We start from the raw sequence: 18,336 nt of genomic DNA, 5'->3' as shown, positions 1-18,336 counted from the left end.
TTGTCGCTGGAACGTTTCATGAATCAAGCTATTAGCTCCTGGATGAGTGCGGAAGGTCCTGATTCCGATATTGTATTAAGTTCACGAATCAGGCTTGCCCGCAATATAAAGCAATATAAATTCCCCACTTTATTTTCAAATGAAGAAGCAGAAGCAGTCATTGAAAAAATAAAGGCGAGGGTGGAGCATTCTTCTTTTTCGAAACTTGGGGAAATGGAGCTTTTATTAATGGATCGCCTTCAGCCTCTTCAAAAAAGAGTGCTGATGGAAAAGCATCTGATCAGTCCCCATCTTGCTGAGAATTCAACTTATGGTGCCTGCCTTCTTTCTGAAAATGAAGAAGTCAGCATCATGATTAATGAAGAAGACCATATAAGGATTCAATGCCTGTTTCCGGGGTTTCAGCTTTCTGAAGCCTTAAGTATGGCGAATGAAATTGATGATTGGCTGGAGGAAGAAGCCGATTATGCATTTGATGAAAATATTGGCTTTTTAACAAGCTGTCCCACAAATGTAGGTACAGGGCTCAGGGCATCGGTTATGATGCATTTGCCGGGCCTCGTTCTCACACAGCAAATGAACCGGATTATTCCGGCAATTAACCAGCTTGGTTTAGTTGTTAGAGGAATTTACGGGGAGGGCAGCGAAGCTTTAGGTAACATCTTTCAAGTTTCAAATCAGATCACTCTCGGAAAATCAGAAGAGGATATCGCAGAGGATCTGAAAAGCGTTGTCAGCCAGCTGATTTCTCAGGAAAGATCGGCAAGGGAAGCATTAGCAAAGACTTCTAACATACAATTAGAAGACAGAGTCTTCCGCTCTTATGGCATTTTATCAAATAGCCGGATCATTGAATCAAAGGAAGCAGCACAATGCTTGTCTGATGTTCGCCTGGGGATTGATATGAAGTACATTAAAAACATATCAAAAAATATATTGAATGAGCTGATGATCCTGACACAGCCCGGATTCCTGCAGCAATATGCAGGCGGGCCGCTGAGACCGCATGAACGCGATATCCGCAGGGCTTCATTAATCAGGGAAAGATTAAAAATGGAAGATCAAGAGTTGGGAGGATGAAAATATGATGTTCGGACGATTTACGGAAAGAGCTCAAAAAGTATTGGCTTTAGCACAGGAGGAAGCAATCCGTTTAGGACATAACAACATCGGAACAGAGCATATTCTGCTGGGGCTTGTACGCGAAGGTGAAGGCATTGCTGCAAAAGCTTTGTATGCTTTAGGCCTCGGCTCTGATAAGATCCAAAAAGAGGTTGAGAATTTAATCGGCAGGGGGCAGGATGCTTCCCAGACCATTCACTATACACCGCGTGCCAAGAAAGTTATTGAACTTTCCATGGACGAAGCAAGAAAGCTTGGCCATTCTTATGTAGGAACAGAGCATATCCTGCTTGGCCTGATCCGCGAGGGCGAAGGCGTGGCAGCGAGAGTGTTGAATAACCTAGGAGTCAGCCTCAATAAAGCGCGTCAGCAAGTGCTTCAGCTATTAGGCAGCAATGAGTCCGGCAGCCATCAGGGAGGGTCCGCAGCCAATGCGAACACACCGACACTGGATGGATTGGCACGTGACTTGACTGCTATTGCCAGAGAAGGAAGCCTGGATCCGGTTATTGGGCGAAGCAAAGAAATTCAGCGCGTAATCGAAGTATTAAGCCGCAGGACGAAAAACAACCCGGTTTTGATCGGTGAGCCTGGTGTAGGTAAAACAGCCATTGCAGAAGGCCTGGCACAGCAGATCATTAATAACGAAGTGCCGGAGACTCTTCGTGATAAAAGGGTTATGACGCTTGATATGGGTACAGTTGTAGCTGGAACGAAGTATCGCGGTGAATTTGAAGACCGCCTGAAGAAGGTAATGGATGAAATCAGGCAGGCCGGAAACATTATTTTATTCATTGACGAGCTTCATACATTAATAGGTGCAGGCGGAGCAGAAGGGGCTATAGATGCTTCCAACATCTTAAAGCCTTCTCTGGCACGCGGTGAACTTCAGTGCATAGGTGCAACAACTCTTGATGAATACAGAAAATACATTGAAAAGGATGCGGCACTTGAAAGAAGATTCCAGCCTATTACGGTTGATGAGCCTACTGCGGAAGAATCAGTACAGATTCTTGAAGGTCTTCGTGACCGTTATGAGGCACACCATCGCGTGACGATTACGGATGCAGCCATTCAAGCGGCTGTAAAACTATCAGACCGCTACATCTCAGACCGCTTCCTTCCAGATAAAGCGATTGATTTAATTGACGAAGCGGGTTCGAAGGTAAGACTTCGCTCTTATACTACCCCTCCAAACCTGAAAGAGCTGGAGGTTAAACTCGAGGATGTAAGGAAAGAGAAAGATGCTGCCGTTCAAAGCCAGGAATTTGAAAAGGCGGCTTCCTTAAGAGATACAGAGCAGCGCCTGCGCGAACAGCTTGAAGAAACGAAGAAAACATGGAAAGAAAAGCAGGGCAAAGAGAACAGTGAAGTGACGGTTGAGGACATCGCCAATGTTGTGGCCAGCTGGACTGGAATCCCTGTATCGAAGCTGGCCCAAACCGAAACAGAAAAGCTTCTGAACCTGGAAGAAATTCTTCATTCCCGTGTAATCGGACAGGAAGAAGCGGTTAAGGCCATTTCGAAGGCTGTCCGCCGTGCCCGTGCAGGCCTTAAAGATCCGAAGCGCCCGATTGGCTCTTTTGTATTCCTTGGGCCGACTGGTGTAGGTAAAACGGAGCTAGCCCGTGCATTAGCAGAAGCGATGTTCGGTGACGAGGATGCGATGATCCGCATCGATATGTCAGAATACATGGAGAAACACTCCACATCCCGTCTGGTAGGTTCACCTCCGGGCTATGTAGGATATGAAGAAGGCGGGCAGTTAACCGAAAAAGTCCGCAGAAAGCCATATTCTGTTGTGCTGCTGGATGAAATTGAAAAGGCGCATCCTGATGTATTCAACATCCTTTTACAGGTATTGGAAGACGGAAGATTAACAGACTCTAAGGGCAGAACCGTTGATTTCCGCAATACCGTTCTGATTATGACATCCAATGTAGGTGCTGAAGCACTTAAGCGGAACAAATACGTTGGTTTTAACATCCAGGATGGGGAACAGGATTACAAAGATATGAAAGGAAAAGTAATGGAGGAGATGAAAAAGTCCTTCCGACCGGAATTCCTGAATCGTATCGATGAAATCATCGTTTTCCATGCATTGGAGAAAAAGCATCTTCAGGAAATTGTTTCGCTGATGTCTGACACTTTAACGAAACGATTGAAGGAACAGGATATTACACTGGAATTGACGGATGCAGCCAAAGAAAAAATCTCGGTTGAGGGTTATGATCCTGAGTACGGTGCACGTCCGCTTCGCCGGGCTATTCAAAAGCATATTGAAGACCGCTTATCCGAAGAGCTGTTAAAGGGCACAGTCCTAACCGGGCAATCCGTGGTAATCGATGTAAAGGATGGAGAATTTGTTGTGAAAACGGCTGAACCAAGCGGAACAGCAAATCTTCAGAAATAAGGTTAACGAACCCCTAATAAAGCATCAATAGATTTTACACAGCAAAAAGGTACACGTCCCTGTTATACGTGTACCTTTTTGTACTCTATCAGCCCATTTTTTCATTACAGCCTTAAAAGAGGTTTATTCTGCCGTTTTATGTTAATTTTAAGAGAGAAAGAGATATCAGGACAAAAACATTTTAAGACCCGTTGGAAAAGGGAATAGGAAGTAAACCGTACTTCTGTCATCACTGGTTCTTTCATGCAAGGCCGGTAATATTAAGATTTCCTTTAATACGGCTGGATGAATGTGTACAGAGAGGGGAAGAAGTATGGCTAAAAGAAAAACGAAATTCATGTGCCAGGAATGCGGCTATGAATCACCGAAGTGGATGGGGAAATGTCCGGGATGCGGACAGTGGAATACGATGGTGGAAGAGGTGGAGAAGCCTGCTTCAACGAGAAGGGGCGCTTTTGCTCATTCACAGGGCTCTGCCATAGCGGCGAAAGCTACACCGATTACATCCATTGAAACAGTCAGCGAACCACGCATACATACCGATTTAATAGAATTAAACCGTGTCCTTGGGGGAGGAATCGTTAGAGGTTCCCTTGTTCTTATTGGGGGAGATCCGGGCATCGGGAAATCAACGCTTCTTCTTCAAGTGTCATCACAGCTGGCGAACAGGAAGCATTCTGTTCTTTATATATCAGGGGAAGAATCCATGCGTCAGACGAAGCTGCGTGCTGACCGCTTAGGTGTTTCTTCAGACAGTCTGCTTGTTTACTCGGAAACCAGCCTTGATGAAATCAGCAGAACAATTGATTCAGTGAGTCCTGACTTTGTCATTATAGACTCCATTCAGACGATCTTTCATCCTGAAGTGACATCAGCGCCTGGCAGCGTTTCTCAGGTCCGGGAATGTACCGCTGAGCTAATGCGCATCGGCAAAACGAAGGGAATTGCCATTTTTATCGTAGGGCATGTTACAAAGGAAGGGTCCATTGCCGGTCCAAGACTTCTGGAGCATATGGTTGATACGGTTTTGTACTTTGAGGGTGAACGCCATCATACATACCGGATCCTGCGGGCAGTGAAAAACAGATTTGGCTCAACAAACGAGATGGGCATTTTTGAAATGAAGGAATTTGGGCTTGAGGAAGTGGCTAACCCGTCAGAAATTTTCCTGGAAGAGCGGTCACAGGGAGCTGCCGGTTCAACAGTCGTTGCTTCTATGGAAGGAACGAGGCCAGTCCTGGTTGAAATTCAGGCGCTGATTTCTCCAACAAGCTTTGGAAATCCAAGACGAATGGCGACAGGAATTGATCATAACCGGGTTCCGCTCCTGATGGCGGTTTTGGAAAAACGGGTCGGGATGCTCCTGCAAAATCAGGATGCATACTTAAAAGTCGCTGGCGGAGTGAAGCTTGATGAACCGGCTATTGATCTGGCCATTGCTGTGAGTATTGCGTCAAGCTTTCGGGATAAGCCAACAAAGGCAACAGACTGCATCATCGGAGAAGTAGGACTCACAGGAGAGGTCAGGAGAGTATCAAGAATAGAACAAAGAGTGCAGGAGGCAGCCAAGCTGGGTTTTGAGCGGGTTATCCTGCCGGCGAACAATCTTGGCGGCTGGAGCGCACCGGGAGGAATTGAACTAATCGGAGTAAGTTCGGTCGGTGAAGCTCTTAAGGCTGCGTTAGGGGGATAAAGATGGAGACTAAAAAAATGGGCGAAAAAACGATGAGTGAAATCCTTCGGTTCATGGCTCCGGGTACGCCTATCAGGGAAGGGATTGATAATGTTCTTCGCGCTAATACAGGCGGGCTGATTGTATTGGGCTCAAAGGAAAAGTTGAGTAACCTTGTTGATGGCGGGTTCCAAATCAATTGCCCATTTTCGCCAAGCTATTTGTATGAACTGGCCAAGATGGATGGAGCCATTATTTTAAATGAAGAAGGGAACAAGATTCTCATTGCTAATGCTCAGCTGGCTCCCGATCCTGGTGTACCTTCAACCGAAACGGGCATGCGGCACCGGACGGCTGAGCGGGTTGCCAGGCAAACAGGCGCATTAGTGATTGCCATTTCCCAGAGACGAAATGTCATTACCCTTTATAAAGGCCATTCACGCTATGCCCTGCGTGATATTGGCGTCATTTTAACTAAGGCGAATGTAGCCGTGCAGACTCTTGAAAAGTATAAGGTCGTTCTTGAACAGAGCATCGGCAACCTTAGCATCCTGGAATTTGAAGAGCTTGTTACATACAGTGACATCCTGCATGTTTTTCATAATATCGAAATGGTTCTGCGCATTAAAAATGAACTGCTCACCTATTTAAGTGAACTGGGTACTGAAGGAAGGCTGATTCGGCTCCAGATGAATGAGCTGCTGATGGAGCTTGAAAGAGAAGCAGAATGGATTATAAAAGACTATGCTCAATCCAGGGACATCGACTCAAGGGATGCAATTGTTAAGCTTCAGGAGCTATCAAAAGGAGAAATGCTCGAAGACTCTGTCATTCTTAAGCTTCTTGGCTACAATGGGTATATTCATACGGAAGAATTCAAATGCCCCCGCGGCTACCGCATGCTGAATAAAGTTCCCCGCCTTCCGCCGATTATTATCGACAATCTGATTAACCGGTTTGAAGAATTTCCGAATATCATCACGGCGACAGTAGAGGAGCTCGATGAGGTAGAAGGAATCGGAGAGGTAAGGGCCAGAAAAATTAAAGAAGGACTTAAGCTCATAAAAGAGCAGGTTTTTGCGGACCGTCAGCTATAAAGAGACCATTGAACTATGTAATTAGTTATGCTAAAATGATAAGTTAATTATTTGACAGTTTATTGCCAATGGTGCTACCCTTAAAGTGTGTAGAAGTAAAAATTTAAGCAGTATAAAGACTTTTTTTTACTATCGTGAAATAATTATTAGGGAAAAATTGAAAATCCCCCGGATTCAGGGTTTCAATTTTGTGAATTTGTTTATAATGATTAAAAGGAGGTGACGGAATGTTAAAACGTATTGTACAGGCATGCTTCCTTATTATCGGGGTAACGCTGGGTATATTTTTGATTCCTGACTTATTAAAATTAATCAGTTTAGATGACATTCCTCTTTTAAATAATCCATATGTGTCCGCCATTTTAGGTGCTATTATTTTTTATCTTTTAACTTTTTGGGCGGTTGATCATGTCGTCAATTTCGTGAGATGGGCAGAAGAATCACTGGTAAAAGTACCTATAACAGATATTATTTTTGGAAGTGTCGGCCTGGTTTTTGGATTAGTCATTGCCTTTTTAATCGGATATGCATTAAATGCGATTGAGGTCCCGATTCTGAATACCGTTGCTCCGATTGTTCTGACGCTCCTGTTCGGCTATCTAGGATTTCAGGTGGGCTTTAAAAAGCGGGATGAGCTTTTAAGTTTAATTTCAAGCAAGAAAAAGAAGAGCAGTGAAGAAGAACCCGAACCTGAAGCTGCACCCAAAAACTCACTCAAGATTCTTGATACCAGCGTTATTATCGATGGACGCATTGCTGATATCTGTCAGACGGGCTTTCTGGAAGGTACGATTGTCATTCCTCAGTTTGTACTCGAAGAGCTTCAGCACATTGCTGATTCTTCAGATGTATTAAAGCGCAACCGTGGCAGACGGGGTCTGGATATACTGAATCGGATCCAAAAAGAGCTTTCGATTAATGTGGAAATCTATGAAGGCGATTTTGAAGAAATCCAAGAGGTGGACAGCAAGCTCGTGAAGCTGGCTAAGCTGACGAATGGCGTCGTTGTGACCAATGACTTTAACTTAAACAAAGTATGTGAACTGCAAAAAGTGGCAGTCCTCAATATTAATGACCTGGCAAATGCCGTCAAACCGGTTGTGCTTCCAGGCGAAGAAATGAAGGTACAGGTTATTAAGGACGGCAAGGAACAGAATCAGGGAATTGCTTATCTGGACGACGGCACGATGATTGTAGTGGAAGAAGGCAGAAATTATATTGGCAAACATATCGATGTTCTTGTCACAAGTGTTCTGCAGACATCAGCCGGACGAATGATCTTTGCAAAACCTAAGCTTCTGGAAAAAGCTTTATAATGTATGATAGAAAGTAGGACAGAATGTGCAGGGAGATTGCTTTCCCTGCCTTTTTCCTGCTTTTTTAAAAGATAGGAGCCATAATATGAATTATCAAGTGATTCTCCCGGCGGCCGGGCAGGGGAAAAGAATGGGAGCCGGAAAGAATAAGCTTCTCCTGGAAATCGGGAATGTCCCTGTGTTTATACATACGTTAAGAGTTTTTGAAAGTGACGCGGAATGCACGGGCATTTATCTGGCAATCAATCCTCAGGATGAGGAAGAAATACGCATTCTGTTAAAAGAGCATCAGATTACGAAAGTGGCCGCTATGGCAGAAGGCGGGCAGGAAAGGCAGCATAGCGTCTATAATGCGGCCAAGGCGGTTTCGGGTGAGCAAGTGGTGCTGGTTCATGACGCTGCCCGCCCTTTTATTACCCGGGATTTACTGCAGCCGCTGGTGAAAGCAGCATGGGAAAAAGGAGCTGCTGTTCTTGCAGTACCGCTGAAGGATACAGTTAAAAAAGCTGACGGAAATTTAATTACAGAAACACTTGAACGTTCCTGCCTGTGGGCTGTTCAAACTCCACAGGCCTTTCGTGTTTCTTCCCTGCTTGAGGCACACCGCAAGGCCGAGGAAGACGGCTTCCTGGGAACAGATGATGCCAGCCTTGTGGAGCGTTTAGGCAATGAAGTGGTGATTGTTCAAGGAAGTTACGATAATATTAAGCTGACTACACCAGAAGATATTTATTTTGCGGAAGCAATTATAAAGAAAAGAAGTCATATATAAAGGAGATTGTATAATGTTTCGGATTGGACAAGGTTTTGATGTTCATCAGTTTGCAGAAGGACGCCCGCTGATTATCGGGGGTATTGAAATACCATATGAGAAAGGGCTGCTGGGGCATTCAGATGCAGATGTCCTGCTGCATACAGTGGCCGATGCCTGCCTTGGAGCAATTGGAGAAGGAGACATTGGTCGGCATTTTCCTGATACTGATCCTGAATTCAAGGATGCCGATTCTGCGAAGCTGCTCGCGCATGTGTGGGGAATCGTAAAAGAAAAAGGGTATGAGCTGGTTAATGCAGACTGCACCATCATTGCCCAGAAGCCGAAAATGGCACCTCATATCGGGAAAATGCAGGAGCGGATTGCAGAGCTTCTGGAAACTGGGAAAGAAAATATTAATGTGAAAGCAACAACTACAGAAAAGCTTGGATTTACAGGACGGGGGGAGGGAATCGCCTCCCAGGCCGCTGTTTTGCTGAAAAAGAAAGAGAGCCAGTAAAATTACCTTTCAGAAGAAAAACCTGAGTGTTAAAATATAGCTTATTGCAGTCTAATGGGCAGTAAGACTCCCGATTTTGGACTCAAAGGATTCCAAGGGAGATACGCGGGAGTCAAACTGCCCGTATAGGCCCGATTGGTTCAACCAGCAATCAGTAGCGGGAAAGTTGGCTAAATGAGCAAATAAGTGTTCTATCGTTTGTATCAGCAACAAATCCCCATAGTTGTACCACTGATTGAGTTTCACTTTATCGTTAAGATTTTAAGGAGGCAATTAGTATGTCAAATGAAATCCGCGTCCGCTATGCTCCGAGTCCGACTGGACATTTGCATATCGGAAATGCAAGAACGGCGCTTTTCAACTATTTGTTTGCAAGAAGCAAAGGCGGGAAATTCATCATCCGCATTGAGGATACAGATAAGAAAAGGAATATTGAAGGCGGCGAAGAAAGCCAGCTTCACTATTTAAAATGGCTTGGCATGGATTGGGACGAGAGCATCGACCAGGAAGGCGAATTTGGCCCATACCGCCAATCTGAAAGAAATCATATCTATGAAACATACTACATGGAATTGCTCGACAAAGGGCATGCCTATAAATGCTATTGTACGGAAGAGGAACTGGAAGCAGAGCGAGAAGCTCAATCTGCAAAAGGCGATACTCCTGCTTACTCAGGAAAATGCCGTCATCTGACAGAGGATGAAAGAGCTGCACTGGAAGCAGAAGGCAGAAAGCCAAGCATCCGCTTCTTAGTGCCAAAAGGCAGGGAATTGACATTCAATGACATGGTAAAAGGCGAAGTGTCATTCGAATCTGAAGGCTTTGGCGATTTTGTCATTGTCAAAAAGGATGGCACTCCTACTTATAACTTTGCCGTAGCAGTGGATGACCACCTTATGAAAATTTCTCATGTCCTGCGCGGAGATGACCATATCTCCAATACGCCTAAGCAGCAGATGATATACGAAGCATTAGGCTGGGACATTCCGACGTTTGGCCATATGACGCTGATTGTCAATGAAAGCCGCAAAAAACTGAGCAAGCGGGACGAGACAATTATCCAGTTCATTGAGCAGTATGAAGAGCTCGGCTATCTGCCGGAAGCGCTCTTTAACTTTATTGCTCTGCTTGGCTGGTCTCCTGCAGGCGAGGAAGAAATCTTCTCCAAAGAAGAATTCATTGATATTTTTGATGAAAGCAGATTATCAAAATCTCCTGCCCTTTTCGATAAGCAGAAGCTTGAGTGGATGAATAACCAGTACATGAAGAAGCTTGATCAAGACCGTCTGGTGGCCATTTCAGCCCCTCACCTGGTAAAGGCAGGTAAGATCAGTGAAAACTGGAAGCAGGAAAATGAAGATTGGGTTAGAAGCCTGATCACTCTTTATCAGGAAAAAATGAGCTATGGCGCTCAAATTGCTGAGCTTTCAGAACTGTTCTTTACAGAAGAAATGACAGTTGATGAAGAAGCGAAGGAAGTTCTGGCTGAAGAGCAGGTTCCTGAAGTGCTGTCTGCTTTCCTGCAGGAAATTGATAATATGTCAGAGTTCAAAGCGGATGAAATTAAAGCGGCCATGAAGGCTGTGCAAAAATCAACAGGCCACAAGGGCAAGAAACTGTTCATGCCAATCCGTTCAGCTACTACTGGCCAAACCCATGGGCCTGATCTGCCGCAGGCCATCGAGCTTTTAGGAAAAGAAAAAGTAAAAACTCGATTAATGAGCATTATTGGTTAACATCTTGGAGAAAATGTAATATAGTATTAAGTAAATTCTATATCGAAAAGTGTTGAAGAGGAAAAGTAAGAAAAAAGATGCTTTTTAGAGAGAACCATCACCGGCTGAAAGTGGTTTAAGCCTCTCCTTTTTCCGAAGTGCGCCTCAGAGCCTCAATTTGAACGGATGCCCATGTTTCCTAGTAGATTTGAGCGGAACTTATCCGTTAACAAGTTAAAGTTGAGGCTTCTGAAGCCTAAACAGAGTGGAACCGCGCATAAAGCGTCTCTGTCCGATTGTGGCAGAGGCGCTTTTTTATATTTTAAAACCTACTTTTATGGGCGGAGAAATATTATAGGGGAAAAGCTTTAGAAAAATAAAAAAAGAGATCGAGATCTATGTCGGGAGGGGAAATGAACAATGTTTGCAAGAATGAAGGAAGATATCGAAGTGGTATTTGAACAGGATCCGGCAGCAAGAAGTTATTTGGAAGTAGTATTAACATACTCAGGATTGCATGCTGTCTGGTCGCATCGCATAGCCCACGCACTTTTTAAAAGGAAGTTTTATTTTCTTGCAAGAGTTGTTTCCCAGGTCAGCCGCTTTTTCACAGGAATTGAAATTCACCCTGGAGCTAAGATCGGCAGACGCTTTTTTATCGACCATGGCATGGGGGTTGTCATCGGGGAAACTTGTGAAATCGGTGATAATGTAACTGTTTTCCAGGGTGTGACACTTGGGGGAACCGGAAAGGAAAAAGGCAAGCGGCATCCTACAATTAAGGACAACGCGCTGATCGCGACTGGTGCGAAGGTTTTGGGTTCCATTACTATTGGAGAGAATTCTAAGATAGGGGCAGGCTCTGTTGTCCTTCATGAGGTTCCGCCCAATTCAACCGTAGTCGGCATTCCTGGAAGAGTGAAAGTCCGGGATGGAGTAAAAATTAGCAAGGATTTAAATCATTGTGATCTTCCCGATCCAATTGCAGACCGGTTTAAGGAATTGGAGAAGGAGCTGCAGGAATTAAAAGGCGAAGTCGAAACGTTGAGGAAAGAAAGGAGCCAGATTCATGGCCATTCAAATCTATAATACACTTACTCGTCAAAAAGAAGATTTTATTCCCATAGAAGAGGGAAAAGTGAAAATGTATGTGTGCGGTCCTACCGTTTATAACTATATCCATATAGGGAATGCGCGCCCGCCAATTGTATTTGATACTGTGCGCAGATATCTTGAATTCCGCGGCTTCGATGTTCAGTATGTATCCAATTTTACTGATGTGGATGATAAGCTGATCCGCGTAGCCAATGAACTGGGAACGGATGTTCCAAGCATCGCGGAACGATTCATTAATGCCTACTTCGAAGACGTTTCTGCACTGGGCTGCAGAAAGGCTGATGTCCACCCGAGAGTGACAGAAAGCATCGATATCATTATTGAGTTTATCCAGACATTGATTGATAAAGGCTTCGCGTATGAATCAGAAGGGGATGTTTATTACCATACCCGTAAGTTCGATGAGTACGGAAAACTGTCCCATCAGTCCATTGATGAGTTGCGGGTCGGTGCCCGCATTGCAGTCGGCGAAAAGAAACAGGATTCTCTCGACTTTGTTCTTTGGAAAGCAGCGAAGGAAGGGGAAATCGCGTGGGAGAGCCCTTGGGGACAGGGAAGGCCGGGGTGGCATATTGAGTGCTCGGCTATGGCAAGGAAATACCTCGGGGACACAATTGATATTCATGCCGGCGGACAGGATCTGTCTTTCCCGCATCATGAAAATGAGATCGCCCAATCGGAAGCATTGACAGGCAAAACGTTTGCCCGCTATTGGATGCACAATGGCTATATTAATATCGACAACGAAAAAATGTCTAAATCACTGGGGAATTTCGTCCTGGTTCATGACATTATCCAAAAGCATGACCCGCAGGTTCTAAGATTTTTCATGCTGTCCGTACATTACAGACATCCGATTAACTACAGTGATGAGCTTCTTGAAAATACCCGTACAGGGCTCGAGCGCATTAAAACGTCTTATCACAATTTGCAGCATCGCAAAGAAGCAAGTGTGAACCTGACTGATAATAATCAGGAGTGGCTGGATAAAATAACCTCTCTACATGAACAGTTCATTCAAGATATGGATGATGATTTCAATACAGCCAATGCCGTATCTATTTTGTTCGAACTGTCTAAGCTTGCGAATTATTATCTGATGGAGAAAAACACAGCTGTTGAAGTGATTGATGCTTTCACGAAAGAATTCGAAACGCTGTTTGACGTATTGGGCCTTTCTCTTGAAGAAACAAATGCTGACCTTCTGGATGAGGAAATCGAACAGCTGATTGAGCAGAGGCAGCAGGCCAGAAAAGAGCGTAATTTCGAACTGGCAGACAAAATCCGCGATCAGCTGAAAGAGATGAATATTATCCTTGAAGATACACCGCAGGGAATCAGATGGAAAAGAGGCTAAGCAATGCTTCACTATGAAAACAAAATAGATGAAAAACAATTGAATAGTCTTGCCTTGGCGTATATGGGGGATGCGGTATTTGAAACCTATATACGCCACCATCTCCTTCAGAATGGACGGGTTCGGCCCCATTTTCTCCATAAGGAGGCAACCCGATATGTTTCTGCAAAAGCCCAGTCCATAATCATTCATGAATTAATTGACTCTGAACGGCTGACGGAGGAAGAACTGGCAGTAGTCCGGAGGGGGCGAAATGCAAAGTCCGGATCGGTGCCGAAAAATACAGATGTCCAAACATACAGATACAGCACAGCTTTTGAATCTCTTATCGGCTATCTGTTTTTGTCGAAAAGACAGGAGCGGATGGAAGAGCTGATTCTGGAATCCATACATTTAGTTGAGAAAAGGAAAGGAGGAGCGGCAAAGTGAGCCAGGATTTTATCATCGGGAAAAATCCCGTTATTGAAGCATTAAAGTCAGAGAGGGATATTAATAAGATATTCATTGCAGAAGGTTCGCAAAGCGGGCAGATGCAGCAGGTAATCGGTTTGGCGAAGTCCGCCGGGGTACTGGTCCAGTTCGTTCCCAAGAAAAAAATAGATGGGATGGCAGAGGGGAATCATCAGGGTGTTATCGCACAGGTTGCTGCTTATCAATATGCAGAAATCGATGATTTGTTTGCTGCTGCAGAAAAGAAAAATGAAGCAGCTTTCTTCTTGCTGCTGGATGAGATAGAAGATCCCCATAATCTTGGCTCCATCATGAGAACCGCAGATGCAGTCGGGGCGCACGGGATCATTATTCCGAAGAGAAGAGCGGTCGGGCTCACGGCAACAGTAGCCAAAGCCTCAACAGGAGCGATCGAGTATATCCCGGTTGTCCGGGTTACGAATATGGCCAGAACAATTGATGAATTAAAAGAAAGAGGCGTCTGGATTGCCGGTACCGATGCAAAAGGGAAACAAGACTTCCGTCAGATGGATGGAACGATGCCTTTAGGTCTTGTAATTGGAAGCGAAGGTAAAGGGATGGGCCGCCTGATTCGCGATAAATGTGATTTTCTTATTAACCTGCCGATGGCTGGACACGTTACTTCCCTTAACGCATCAGTTGCTGCTGCGCTGCTCATGTATGAGGTTTATCGGAAACGGCACCCGCTTGAGGGATAGAAATGGACATCCTTCTTGTTGATGGATACAACATAATTGGTGCTTGGCCAGAACTCAGGGAGCTCAAAAACAAGGATTTATCGTCAGCAAGAGACCGCCTGATTGAAAAAATGGCCGAGTACCAGGGATATTCCGGGTACAGAGTGATTATCGTGTTTGATGCCCATTATGTAAAGGGCACGGAAAAAAAGTTTAAGGATTCAAAGGTCGAAGTTATTTTTACAAGAAATAATGAGACGGCCGATGAACGCATTGAAAAATTGGCTATTGATCTCAGTAATATTAAAACCCAAATTCATGTGGCAACCTCCGATTTCACAGAGCAATGGGTCATATTTGGCCAGGGAGCTCTAAGAAAATCAGCAAGGGAGCTGCTCAATGAAATGAATTTGATTGAAAGCAGCATCGAAAAAAAAGTAAAAAAAATTCAGCAGAAAAAGCCTGTATCCAAGATACCTCTCAGTGATGAAGTGGCAGAAATTTTTGAAAAATGGCGCAGAGGAGGACAATGAGCGGTTGACGCTTGAAAAATCCGTGCTGTATAATATTTCTAACCATGCTTGTACGGTCGGGGGGATCCTAGTGAGTGCTGACTTCAAGACAATCGACGAAAATCTTATAGACTTTATCCAGCTTGAGGACGAAGAAATAGTTGAGCTCGTGCATAAGGGCGAGAGTGAGGCCCTTGATTATCTGATTCATAAGTACCGCAATTTTGTCCGGGCAAAAGCAAGATCCTATTTTTTGATTGGCGCAGATAAAGAAGATATTGTACAAGAGGGAATGATCGGCTTATACAAGGCGATCCGCGATTTTAAAGAGGATAAGCTGTCTTCATTTAAAGCGTTTGCCGAACTGTGCATCACCAGGCAAATCATAACCGCCATCAAGACAGCGACCCGCCAAAAGCATATTCCGCTGAACTCTTATGTGTCTTTGGACAAGCCCATTTATGATGAGGAATCGGACAGGACGCTTATGGATGTAATCTCTGGGGCGAAGGTTATGGACCCTGAAGAGCTTATTATCAACCAGGAAGAATTTGATCACATTGAAGTGAAAATGTCAGAGCTTCTGAGTGACCTTGAACGAAAGGTGCTTGCCCTTTATTTGGATGGGCAGTCCTATCAGGAAATTTCCGAAGAACTGAACCGCCATGTTAAATCGATTGACAACGCCCTGCAGCGGGTGAAAAGAAAGCTGGAAAGATATTTGGAAGTGCGTGAATTTTCCCTATAGACAGAATTTCCCAACACCTTGCTTTTTTTGCAGTTATTGACATGTTTTGGGGTGCGTGTTAAAGTTTTAAGGGCGTAATGTGACTTAGTAGGTGGAAATATGACTAAAAAGGTAATTTTGGCTTGCTCTGTATGTGGTTCCAGAAATTATTCCACTGCGGGCAAAAATGATTCTGCAAGGCTGGAACTGAAGAAGTTCTGCAGCACATGCAGCGCTCATACGATCCATAAAGAAACAAAGTGATTATATAGATAAGAAGTTTGCTCTTTTAATAGCAGAAGCCTGAGCGTTTTATGCAGACTGGAAGATTGGTCTGATTTTGAAGCCGCTTTCGCTTCTTGTTAAAGGGTACATCTCTTGAAAGTTGGGGGTTACGAAATGCAGCGCATCGTGAATTTTTTCCGTGAAGTTGGCCGGGAAATGAAAAAGGTCAGCTGGCCTAAACGCAAAGAGCTGACAAACTATACTGTTACCGTTCTTGCTACGGTTACGTTCTTCGCTCTGTTTTTTGCGGTGATTGACCTGGGAATTTCTGAATTGATTCGTTTAATTCTTGAATAACCCCTGAGTTTCCATGGTATAATGGAGAATAACACAGGAAACATTTGCAAAGCCCGGAAACGGGTTTTTTAATTTGGTCAAAAATAATAAATTGTTGAATACAGGGAGGGAAGGACGAACAAGTCCTCGTAAATGGAAAAGAATTGGTATGTTGTTCATACGTACTCCGGCTATGAAAATAAAGTCAAAGCCAATCTGGAGAAACGTGTTGAATCAATGGGTATGCAAGATAAGATCTTCCGCGTGGTAGTTCCGGAAGAAGAAGAAACAGAATTGAAAAACGGCAAGAAAAAAGTAGTGAAGCGCAAAGTCTTCCCTGGTTATGTACTAGTAGAAATCGTGATGACGGATGATTCCTGGTATGTAGTAAGAAATACTCCGGGTGTAACTGGATTCGTAGGTTCAGCAGGTTCTGGATCAAAGCCGACTCCGCTATTGCCGGAAGAAGTTACGAACATCCTTAAGCATATGGGTGTTGAAGAAGCACGCTTTGATATCAACTTTGAGATCGGTGAAACAGTTCAGGTGAAAGAAGGTCCGTTTGCGAACTTCACAGGCACCATTGAAGATATTGATAAAGATAAGGCGAAGATTAAAGTGCTTGTCAACATGTTTGGCCGTGACACTCCGGTTGAACTAGATTTTTCACAGATTGAAAAACTGTAAGAAGCAGTCTGCTGAAAGTACTTTTATATATCTTTGTAAAAAAACTTGAAATTGCCTTTGAAAAGTGATAATATTTCAAAGGTCAGTATGTCTCGGACAAAGAGACTGGACAATTGTTAAAAGTTCTTTATCTTAATATAAAGACTATAAGTTGAGTGGGAGGGAATTTTCCCTATTACCACATCACGGACTTTAAGGAGGTGTGTCTCGTGGCTAAAAAAGTAATCAAACTTGTAAAGCTGCAAATCCCTGCAGGTAAAGCAAACCCTGCACCACCAGTAGGACCGGCACTAGGTCAAGCAGGTGTTAACATCATGGGATTCTGTAAGGAATTTAACGCTCGCACAGCTGAACAAGCTGGCTTAATCATTCCTGTTGAAATCACGGTTTTTGAAGACCGTTCATTTACATTTATTACGAAAACTCCTCCTGCTGCAGTTCTTCTTAAGAAAGCGGCTGGAATCGAGTCTGGTTCTGGTGAACCAAACCGTAATAAAGTAGCAACAGTCAAGCGTGACAAGGTACGCGAGATTGCTGAAACAAAGATGCCTGATCTAAACGCTGCTAGTGTAGAAGCTGCAATGCGTATGGTTGAAGGTACTGCACGCAGCATGGGTATAGTTATCGAGGACTAATCCATGCACGAAGCAGATTTAGGGATGAGGTTGCGACGCTGAATTTTGTTTCACTCGCAACCTTTGTTCTGTCTAGAGCAGGCGCCTTTGACCGAGGCGCCTCCGCTTTTAGTGTCTAGCTGCGGCGCCTAGCCCCTCGAGTCATAAGCTAATCCTCCCGGAAAGGTAAAGATCACCTTTCAGTGAGGCTCGTCTTATGCTTGTCGGGGCTGACCGAGGCGCCTCCGCTTTTACTCGTGGGAGGTTATTCCGCTAAAACCACAATCAAGGAGGAAATAAAAATGGCTAAAAAAGGTAAGAAATACGCAGAAGCTGTGAAGCTTGTTGATTCTTCAAAAGCTTACCCAATTGCTGAGGCGATTGAACTTGCGAAGAAAACTAATTTTGCAAAATTTGATGCAACTGTTGAGGTAGCATTCCGTCTAGGAGTTGACCCTAAGAAAGCTGACCAGCAAATCCGTGGAGCAGTTGTTCTTCCAAACGGAACTGGTAAAACTCAGCGCGTTCTTGTTTTCGCTAAGGGTGAAAAAGCGAAAGAAGCAGAAGCTGCTGGAGCAGATTTCGTAGGTGATTCTGAATACATCAACAAAATCAGCCAAGGCTGGTTCGACTTTGATGTAATCGTTGCTACACCTGACATGATGGGTGAAGTTGGTAAACTTGGCCGCGTATTAGGACCTAAAGGCTTAATGCCAAACCCTAAGACTGGCACAGTTACTTTTGACGTTCAAAAAGCAGTTAACGAAATCAAAGCAGGTAAAGTTGAATACCGTGTTGACAAAGCTGGTAACATCCACGTGCCAATCGGTAAAGTATCTTTCGAAGACGAAAAGCTTGTTGAAAACTTCAACACTATTTTCGATACAATGATGAAAGTGAAGCCTGCTGCTGCTAAAGGAACTTACATGAAGAACGTTTCTGTTACTTCTACTATGGGACCTGGCGTAAAAGTAGATCCTTCATCTGTTGCAGTAAAATAATAACAAT

At 44.2% G+C, this 18,336-nt stretch carries 19 protein-coding genes and 1 other annotated feature; all 19 genes read left to right on the top strand.

The genetic code is table 11. From position 1 onward, the window contains the following. Window positions 1–1,080 carry a protein arginine kinase gene (locus MKY20_RS03400; RefSeq protein ID WP_009336512.1) on the top strand — a complete coding sequence of 360 codons (1,080 nt, stop codon included), beginning with the start codon at window positions 1–3 and terminating at the stop codon, window positions 1,078–1,080. Between the two features lie 4 nt (window positions 1,081–1,084). After that, complete coding sequence (clpC, locus tag MKY20_RS03395; protein WP_009336514.1) at window positions 1,085–3,535, top strand: ATP-dependent protease ATP-binding subunit ClpC; 2,451 nt, start codon at window positions 1,085–1,087, stop codon at window positions 3,533–3,535. 313 nt (window positions 3,536–3,848) lie between these two features. Then, a complete protein-coding gene (radA, locus tag MKY20_RS03390; protein ID WP_192908014.1) occupies window positions 3,849–5,228 on the top strand; it encodes a DNA repair protein RadA in 1,380 nt (459 codons plus the stop codon). Between the two features lie 2 nt (window positions 5,229–5,230). Continuing rightward, window positions 5,231–6,304 carry a DNA integrity scanning diadenylate cyclase DisA gene (gene disA, locus MKY20_RS03385; protein WP_009336517.1) on the top strand — a complete coding sequence of 358 codons (1,074 nt, stop codon included), beginning with the start codon at window positions 5,231–5,233 and terminating at the stop codon, window positions 6,302–6,304. 227 nt (window positions 6,305–6,531) lie between these two features. Continuing rightward, entirely contained in the window at window positions 6,532–7,620 is a 1,089-nt protein-coding gene (locus MKY20_RS03380; RefSeq protein WP_019382775.1) for a PIN/TRAM domain-containing protein, read from the top strand. A gap of 85 nt (window positions 7,621–7,705) precedes the next feature. Then, the gene (ispD, locus tag MKY20_RS03375) at window positions 7,706–8,392 is read left to right on the top strand and encodes a 2-C-methyl-D-erythritol 4-phosphate cytidylyltransferase (RefSeq protein WP_192908015.1); all 687 of its coding nucleotides are present in this window, start codon (window positions 7,706–7,708) and stop codon (window positions 8,390–8,392) included. Between the two features lie 13 nt (window positions 8,393–8,405). Next, the gene (gene ispF / locus MKY20_RS03370) at window positions 8,406–8,891 is read left to right on the top strand and encodes a 2-C-methyl-D-erythritol 2,4-cyclodiphosphate synthase (protein ID WP_009336523.1); all 486 of its coding nucleotides are present in this window, start codon (window positions 8,406–8,408) and stop codon (window positions 8,889–8,891) included. A gap of 278 nt (window positions 8,892–9,169) precedes the next feature. Continuing rightward, window positions 9,170–10,627, top strand: a complete 1,458-nt coding sequence (gene gltX / locus MKY20_RS03365; RefSeq protein ID WP_251175673.1) for a glutamate--tRNA ligase — start codon at window positions 9,170–9,172, stop codon at window positions 10,625–10,627. Between the two features lie 43 nt (window positions 10,628–10,670). Continuing rightward, window positions 10,671–10,899: a binding site (T-box leader), on the top strand. A 127-nt stretch (window positions 10,900–11,026) separates the two neighbouring features. Next, window positions 11,027–11,695 carry a serine O-acetyltransferase gene (gene cysE, locus MKY20_RS03360; protein WP_009336526.1) on the top strand — a complete coding sequence of 223 codons (669 nt, stop codon included), beginning with the start codon at window positions 11,027–11,029 and terminating at the stop codon, window positions 11,693–11,695. Further along, window positions 11,676–13,079 (top strand): cysteine--tRNA ligase, encoded by a 1,404-nt coding sequence (cysS, locus tag MKY20_RS03355; RefSeq protein WP_009336528.1) that lies wholly within the window; start codon window positions 11,676–11,678, stop codon window positions 13,077–13,079. The genes cysE and cysS overlap by 20 nt, the downstream gene beginning before the upstream one ends. Before the next feature lie 3 nt (window positions 13,080–13,082). After that, complete coding sequence (locus tag MKY20_RS03350; RefSeq protein ID WP_019382778.1) at window positions 13,083–13,508, top strand: Mini-ribonuclease 3; 426 nt, start codon at window positions 13,083–13,085, stop codon at window positions 13,506–13,508. Continuing rightward, window positions 13,505–14,248, top strand: a complete 744-nt coding sequence (gene rlmB / locus MKY20_RS03345; protein ID WP_009336532.1) for a 23S rRNA (guanosine(2251)-2'-O)-methyltransferase RlmB — start codon at window positions 13,505–13,507, stop codon at window positions 14,246–14,248. The genes MKY20_RS03350 and rlmB overlap by 4 nt, the downstream gene beginning before the upstream one ends. Window positions 14,249–14,250: 2 nt before the next feature. Further along, a complete protein-coding gene (locus MKY20_RS03340) occupies window positions 14,251–14,760 on the top strand; it encodes an NYN domain-containing protein (RefSeq protein WP_009336534.1) in 510 nt (169 codons plus the stop codon). A gap of 70 nt (window positions 14,761–14,830) precedes the next feature. Next, window positions 14,831–15,487 (top strand): RNA polymerase sporulation sigma factor SigH, encoded by a 657-nt coding sequence (gene sigH / locus MKY20_RS03335; protein ID WP_009336536.1) that lies wholly within the window; start codon window positions 14,831–14,833, stop codon window positions 15,485–15,487. Window positions 15,488–15,586: 99 nt separating this feature from the next. Beyond that, window positions 15,587–15,730, top strand: coding sequence for a 50S ribosomal protein L33 (gene rpmG, locus MKY20_RS03330; protein ID WP_009336538.1), 144 nt, complete (start codon window positions 15,587–15,589; stop codon window positions 15,728–15,730). Between the two features lie 135 nt (window positions 15,731–15,865). Beyond that, window positions 15,866–16,048 (top strand): preprotein translocase subunit SecE, encoded by a 183-nt coding sequence (secE, locus tag MKY20_RS03325; RefSeq protein ID WP_009336541.1) that lies wholly within the window; start codon window positions 15,866–15,868, stop codon window positions 16,046–16,048. Between the two features lie 132 nt (window positions 16,049–16,180). Further along, entirely contained in the window at window positions 16,181–16,714 is a 534-nt protein-coding gene (nusG, locus tag MKY20_RS03320; protein WP_009336543.1) for a transcription termination/antitermination protein NusG, read from the top strand. Between the two features lie 209 nt (window positions 16,715–16,923). Then, on the top strand, window positions 16,924–17,349 hold the full coding sequence (gene rplK, locus MKY20_RS03315) for a 50S ribosomal protein L11 (protein WP_009336545.1): 426 nt from the start codon (window positions 16,924–16,926) through the stop codon (window positions 17,347–17,349). Window positions 17,350–17,585: 236 nt separating this feature from the next. Then, the gene (gene rplA, locus MKY20_RS03310; protein ID WP_026041788.1) at window positions 17,586–18,329 is read left to right on the top strand and encodes a 50S ribosomal protein L1; all 744 of its coding nucleotides are present in this window, start codon (window positions 17,586–17,588) and stop codon (window positions 18,327–18,329) included. The last annotated feature ends 7 nt before the right edge of the window (window positions 18,330–18,336 follow it).

Source organism: Cytobacillus sp. FSL W8-0315, assembly GCF_038002905.1.
GTDB classification, from domain to species: domain Bacteria; phylum Bacillota; class Bacilli; order Bacillales; family Cytobacillaceae; genus Cytobacillus; species Cytobacillus pseudoceanisediminis.
The sequence above is the reverse complement of the archived record's forward strand: the minus strand, read 5'-3'. Positions and strand labels throughout refer to the sequence as shown.

Excerpts from the sequence above, each read along its gene's own strand:
- ispF (WP_009336523.1), top strand. The coding sequence starts at position 8,406 with ATGTTTCGGATTGGACAAGGTTTTGATGTTCATCAGTTTGCAGAAGGA.
- radA (WP_192908014.1), top strand. The coding sequence starts at position 3,849 with ATGGCTAAAAGAAAAACGAAATTCATGTGCCAGGAATGCGGCTATGAA.
- cysE (WP_009336526.1), top strand. The coding sequence starts at position 11,027 with ATGTTTGCAAGAATGAAGGAAGATATCGAAGTGGTATTTGAACAGGAT.
- clpC (WP_009336514.1), top strand. The coding sequence starts at position 1,085 with ATGATGTTCGGACGATTTACGGAAAGAGCTCAAAAAGTATTGGCTTTA.
- MKY20_RS03350 (WP_019382778.1), top strand. The coding sequence starts at position 13,083 with ATGCTTCACTATGAAAACAAAATAGATGAAAAACAATTGAATAGTCTT.
- gltX (WP_251175673.1), top strand. The coding sequence starts at position 9,170 with ATGTCAAATGAAATCCGCGTCCGCTATGCTCCGAGTCCGACTGGACAT.
- cysS (WP_009336528.1), top strand. The coding sequence starts at position 11,676 with ATGGCCATTCAAATCTATAATACACTTACTCGTCAAAAAGAAGATTTT.
- ispD (WP_192908015.1), top strand. The coding sequence starts at position 7,706 with ATGAATTATCAAGTGATTCTCCCGGCGGCCGGGCAGGGGAAAAGAATG.
- rpmG (WP_009336538.1), top strand. The coding sequence starts at position 15,587 with ATGACTAAAAAGGTAATTTTGGCTTGCTCTGTATGTGGTTCCAGAAAT.
- secE (WP_009336541.1), top strand. The coding sequence starts at position 15,866 with ATGCAGCGCATCGTGAATTTTTTCCGTGAAGTTGGCCGGGAAATGAAA.
- nusG (WP_009336543.1), top strand. The coding sequence starts at position 16,181 with ATGGAAAAGAATTGGTATGTTGTTCATACGTACTCCGGCTATGAAAAT.
- MKY20_RS03380 (WP_019382775.1), top strand. The coding sequence starts at position 6,532 with ATGTTAAAACGTATTGTACAGGCATGCTTCCTTATTATCGGGGTAACG.
- disA (WP_009336517.1), top strand. The coding sequence starts at position 5,231 with ATGGAGACTAAAAAAATGGGCGAAAAAACGATGAGTGAAATCCTTCGG.
- MKY20_RS03340 (WP_009336534.1), top strand. The coding sequence starts at position 14,251 with ATGGACATCCTTCTTGTTGATGGATACAACATAATTGGTGCTTGGCCA.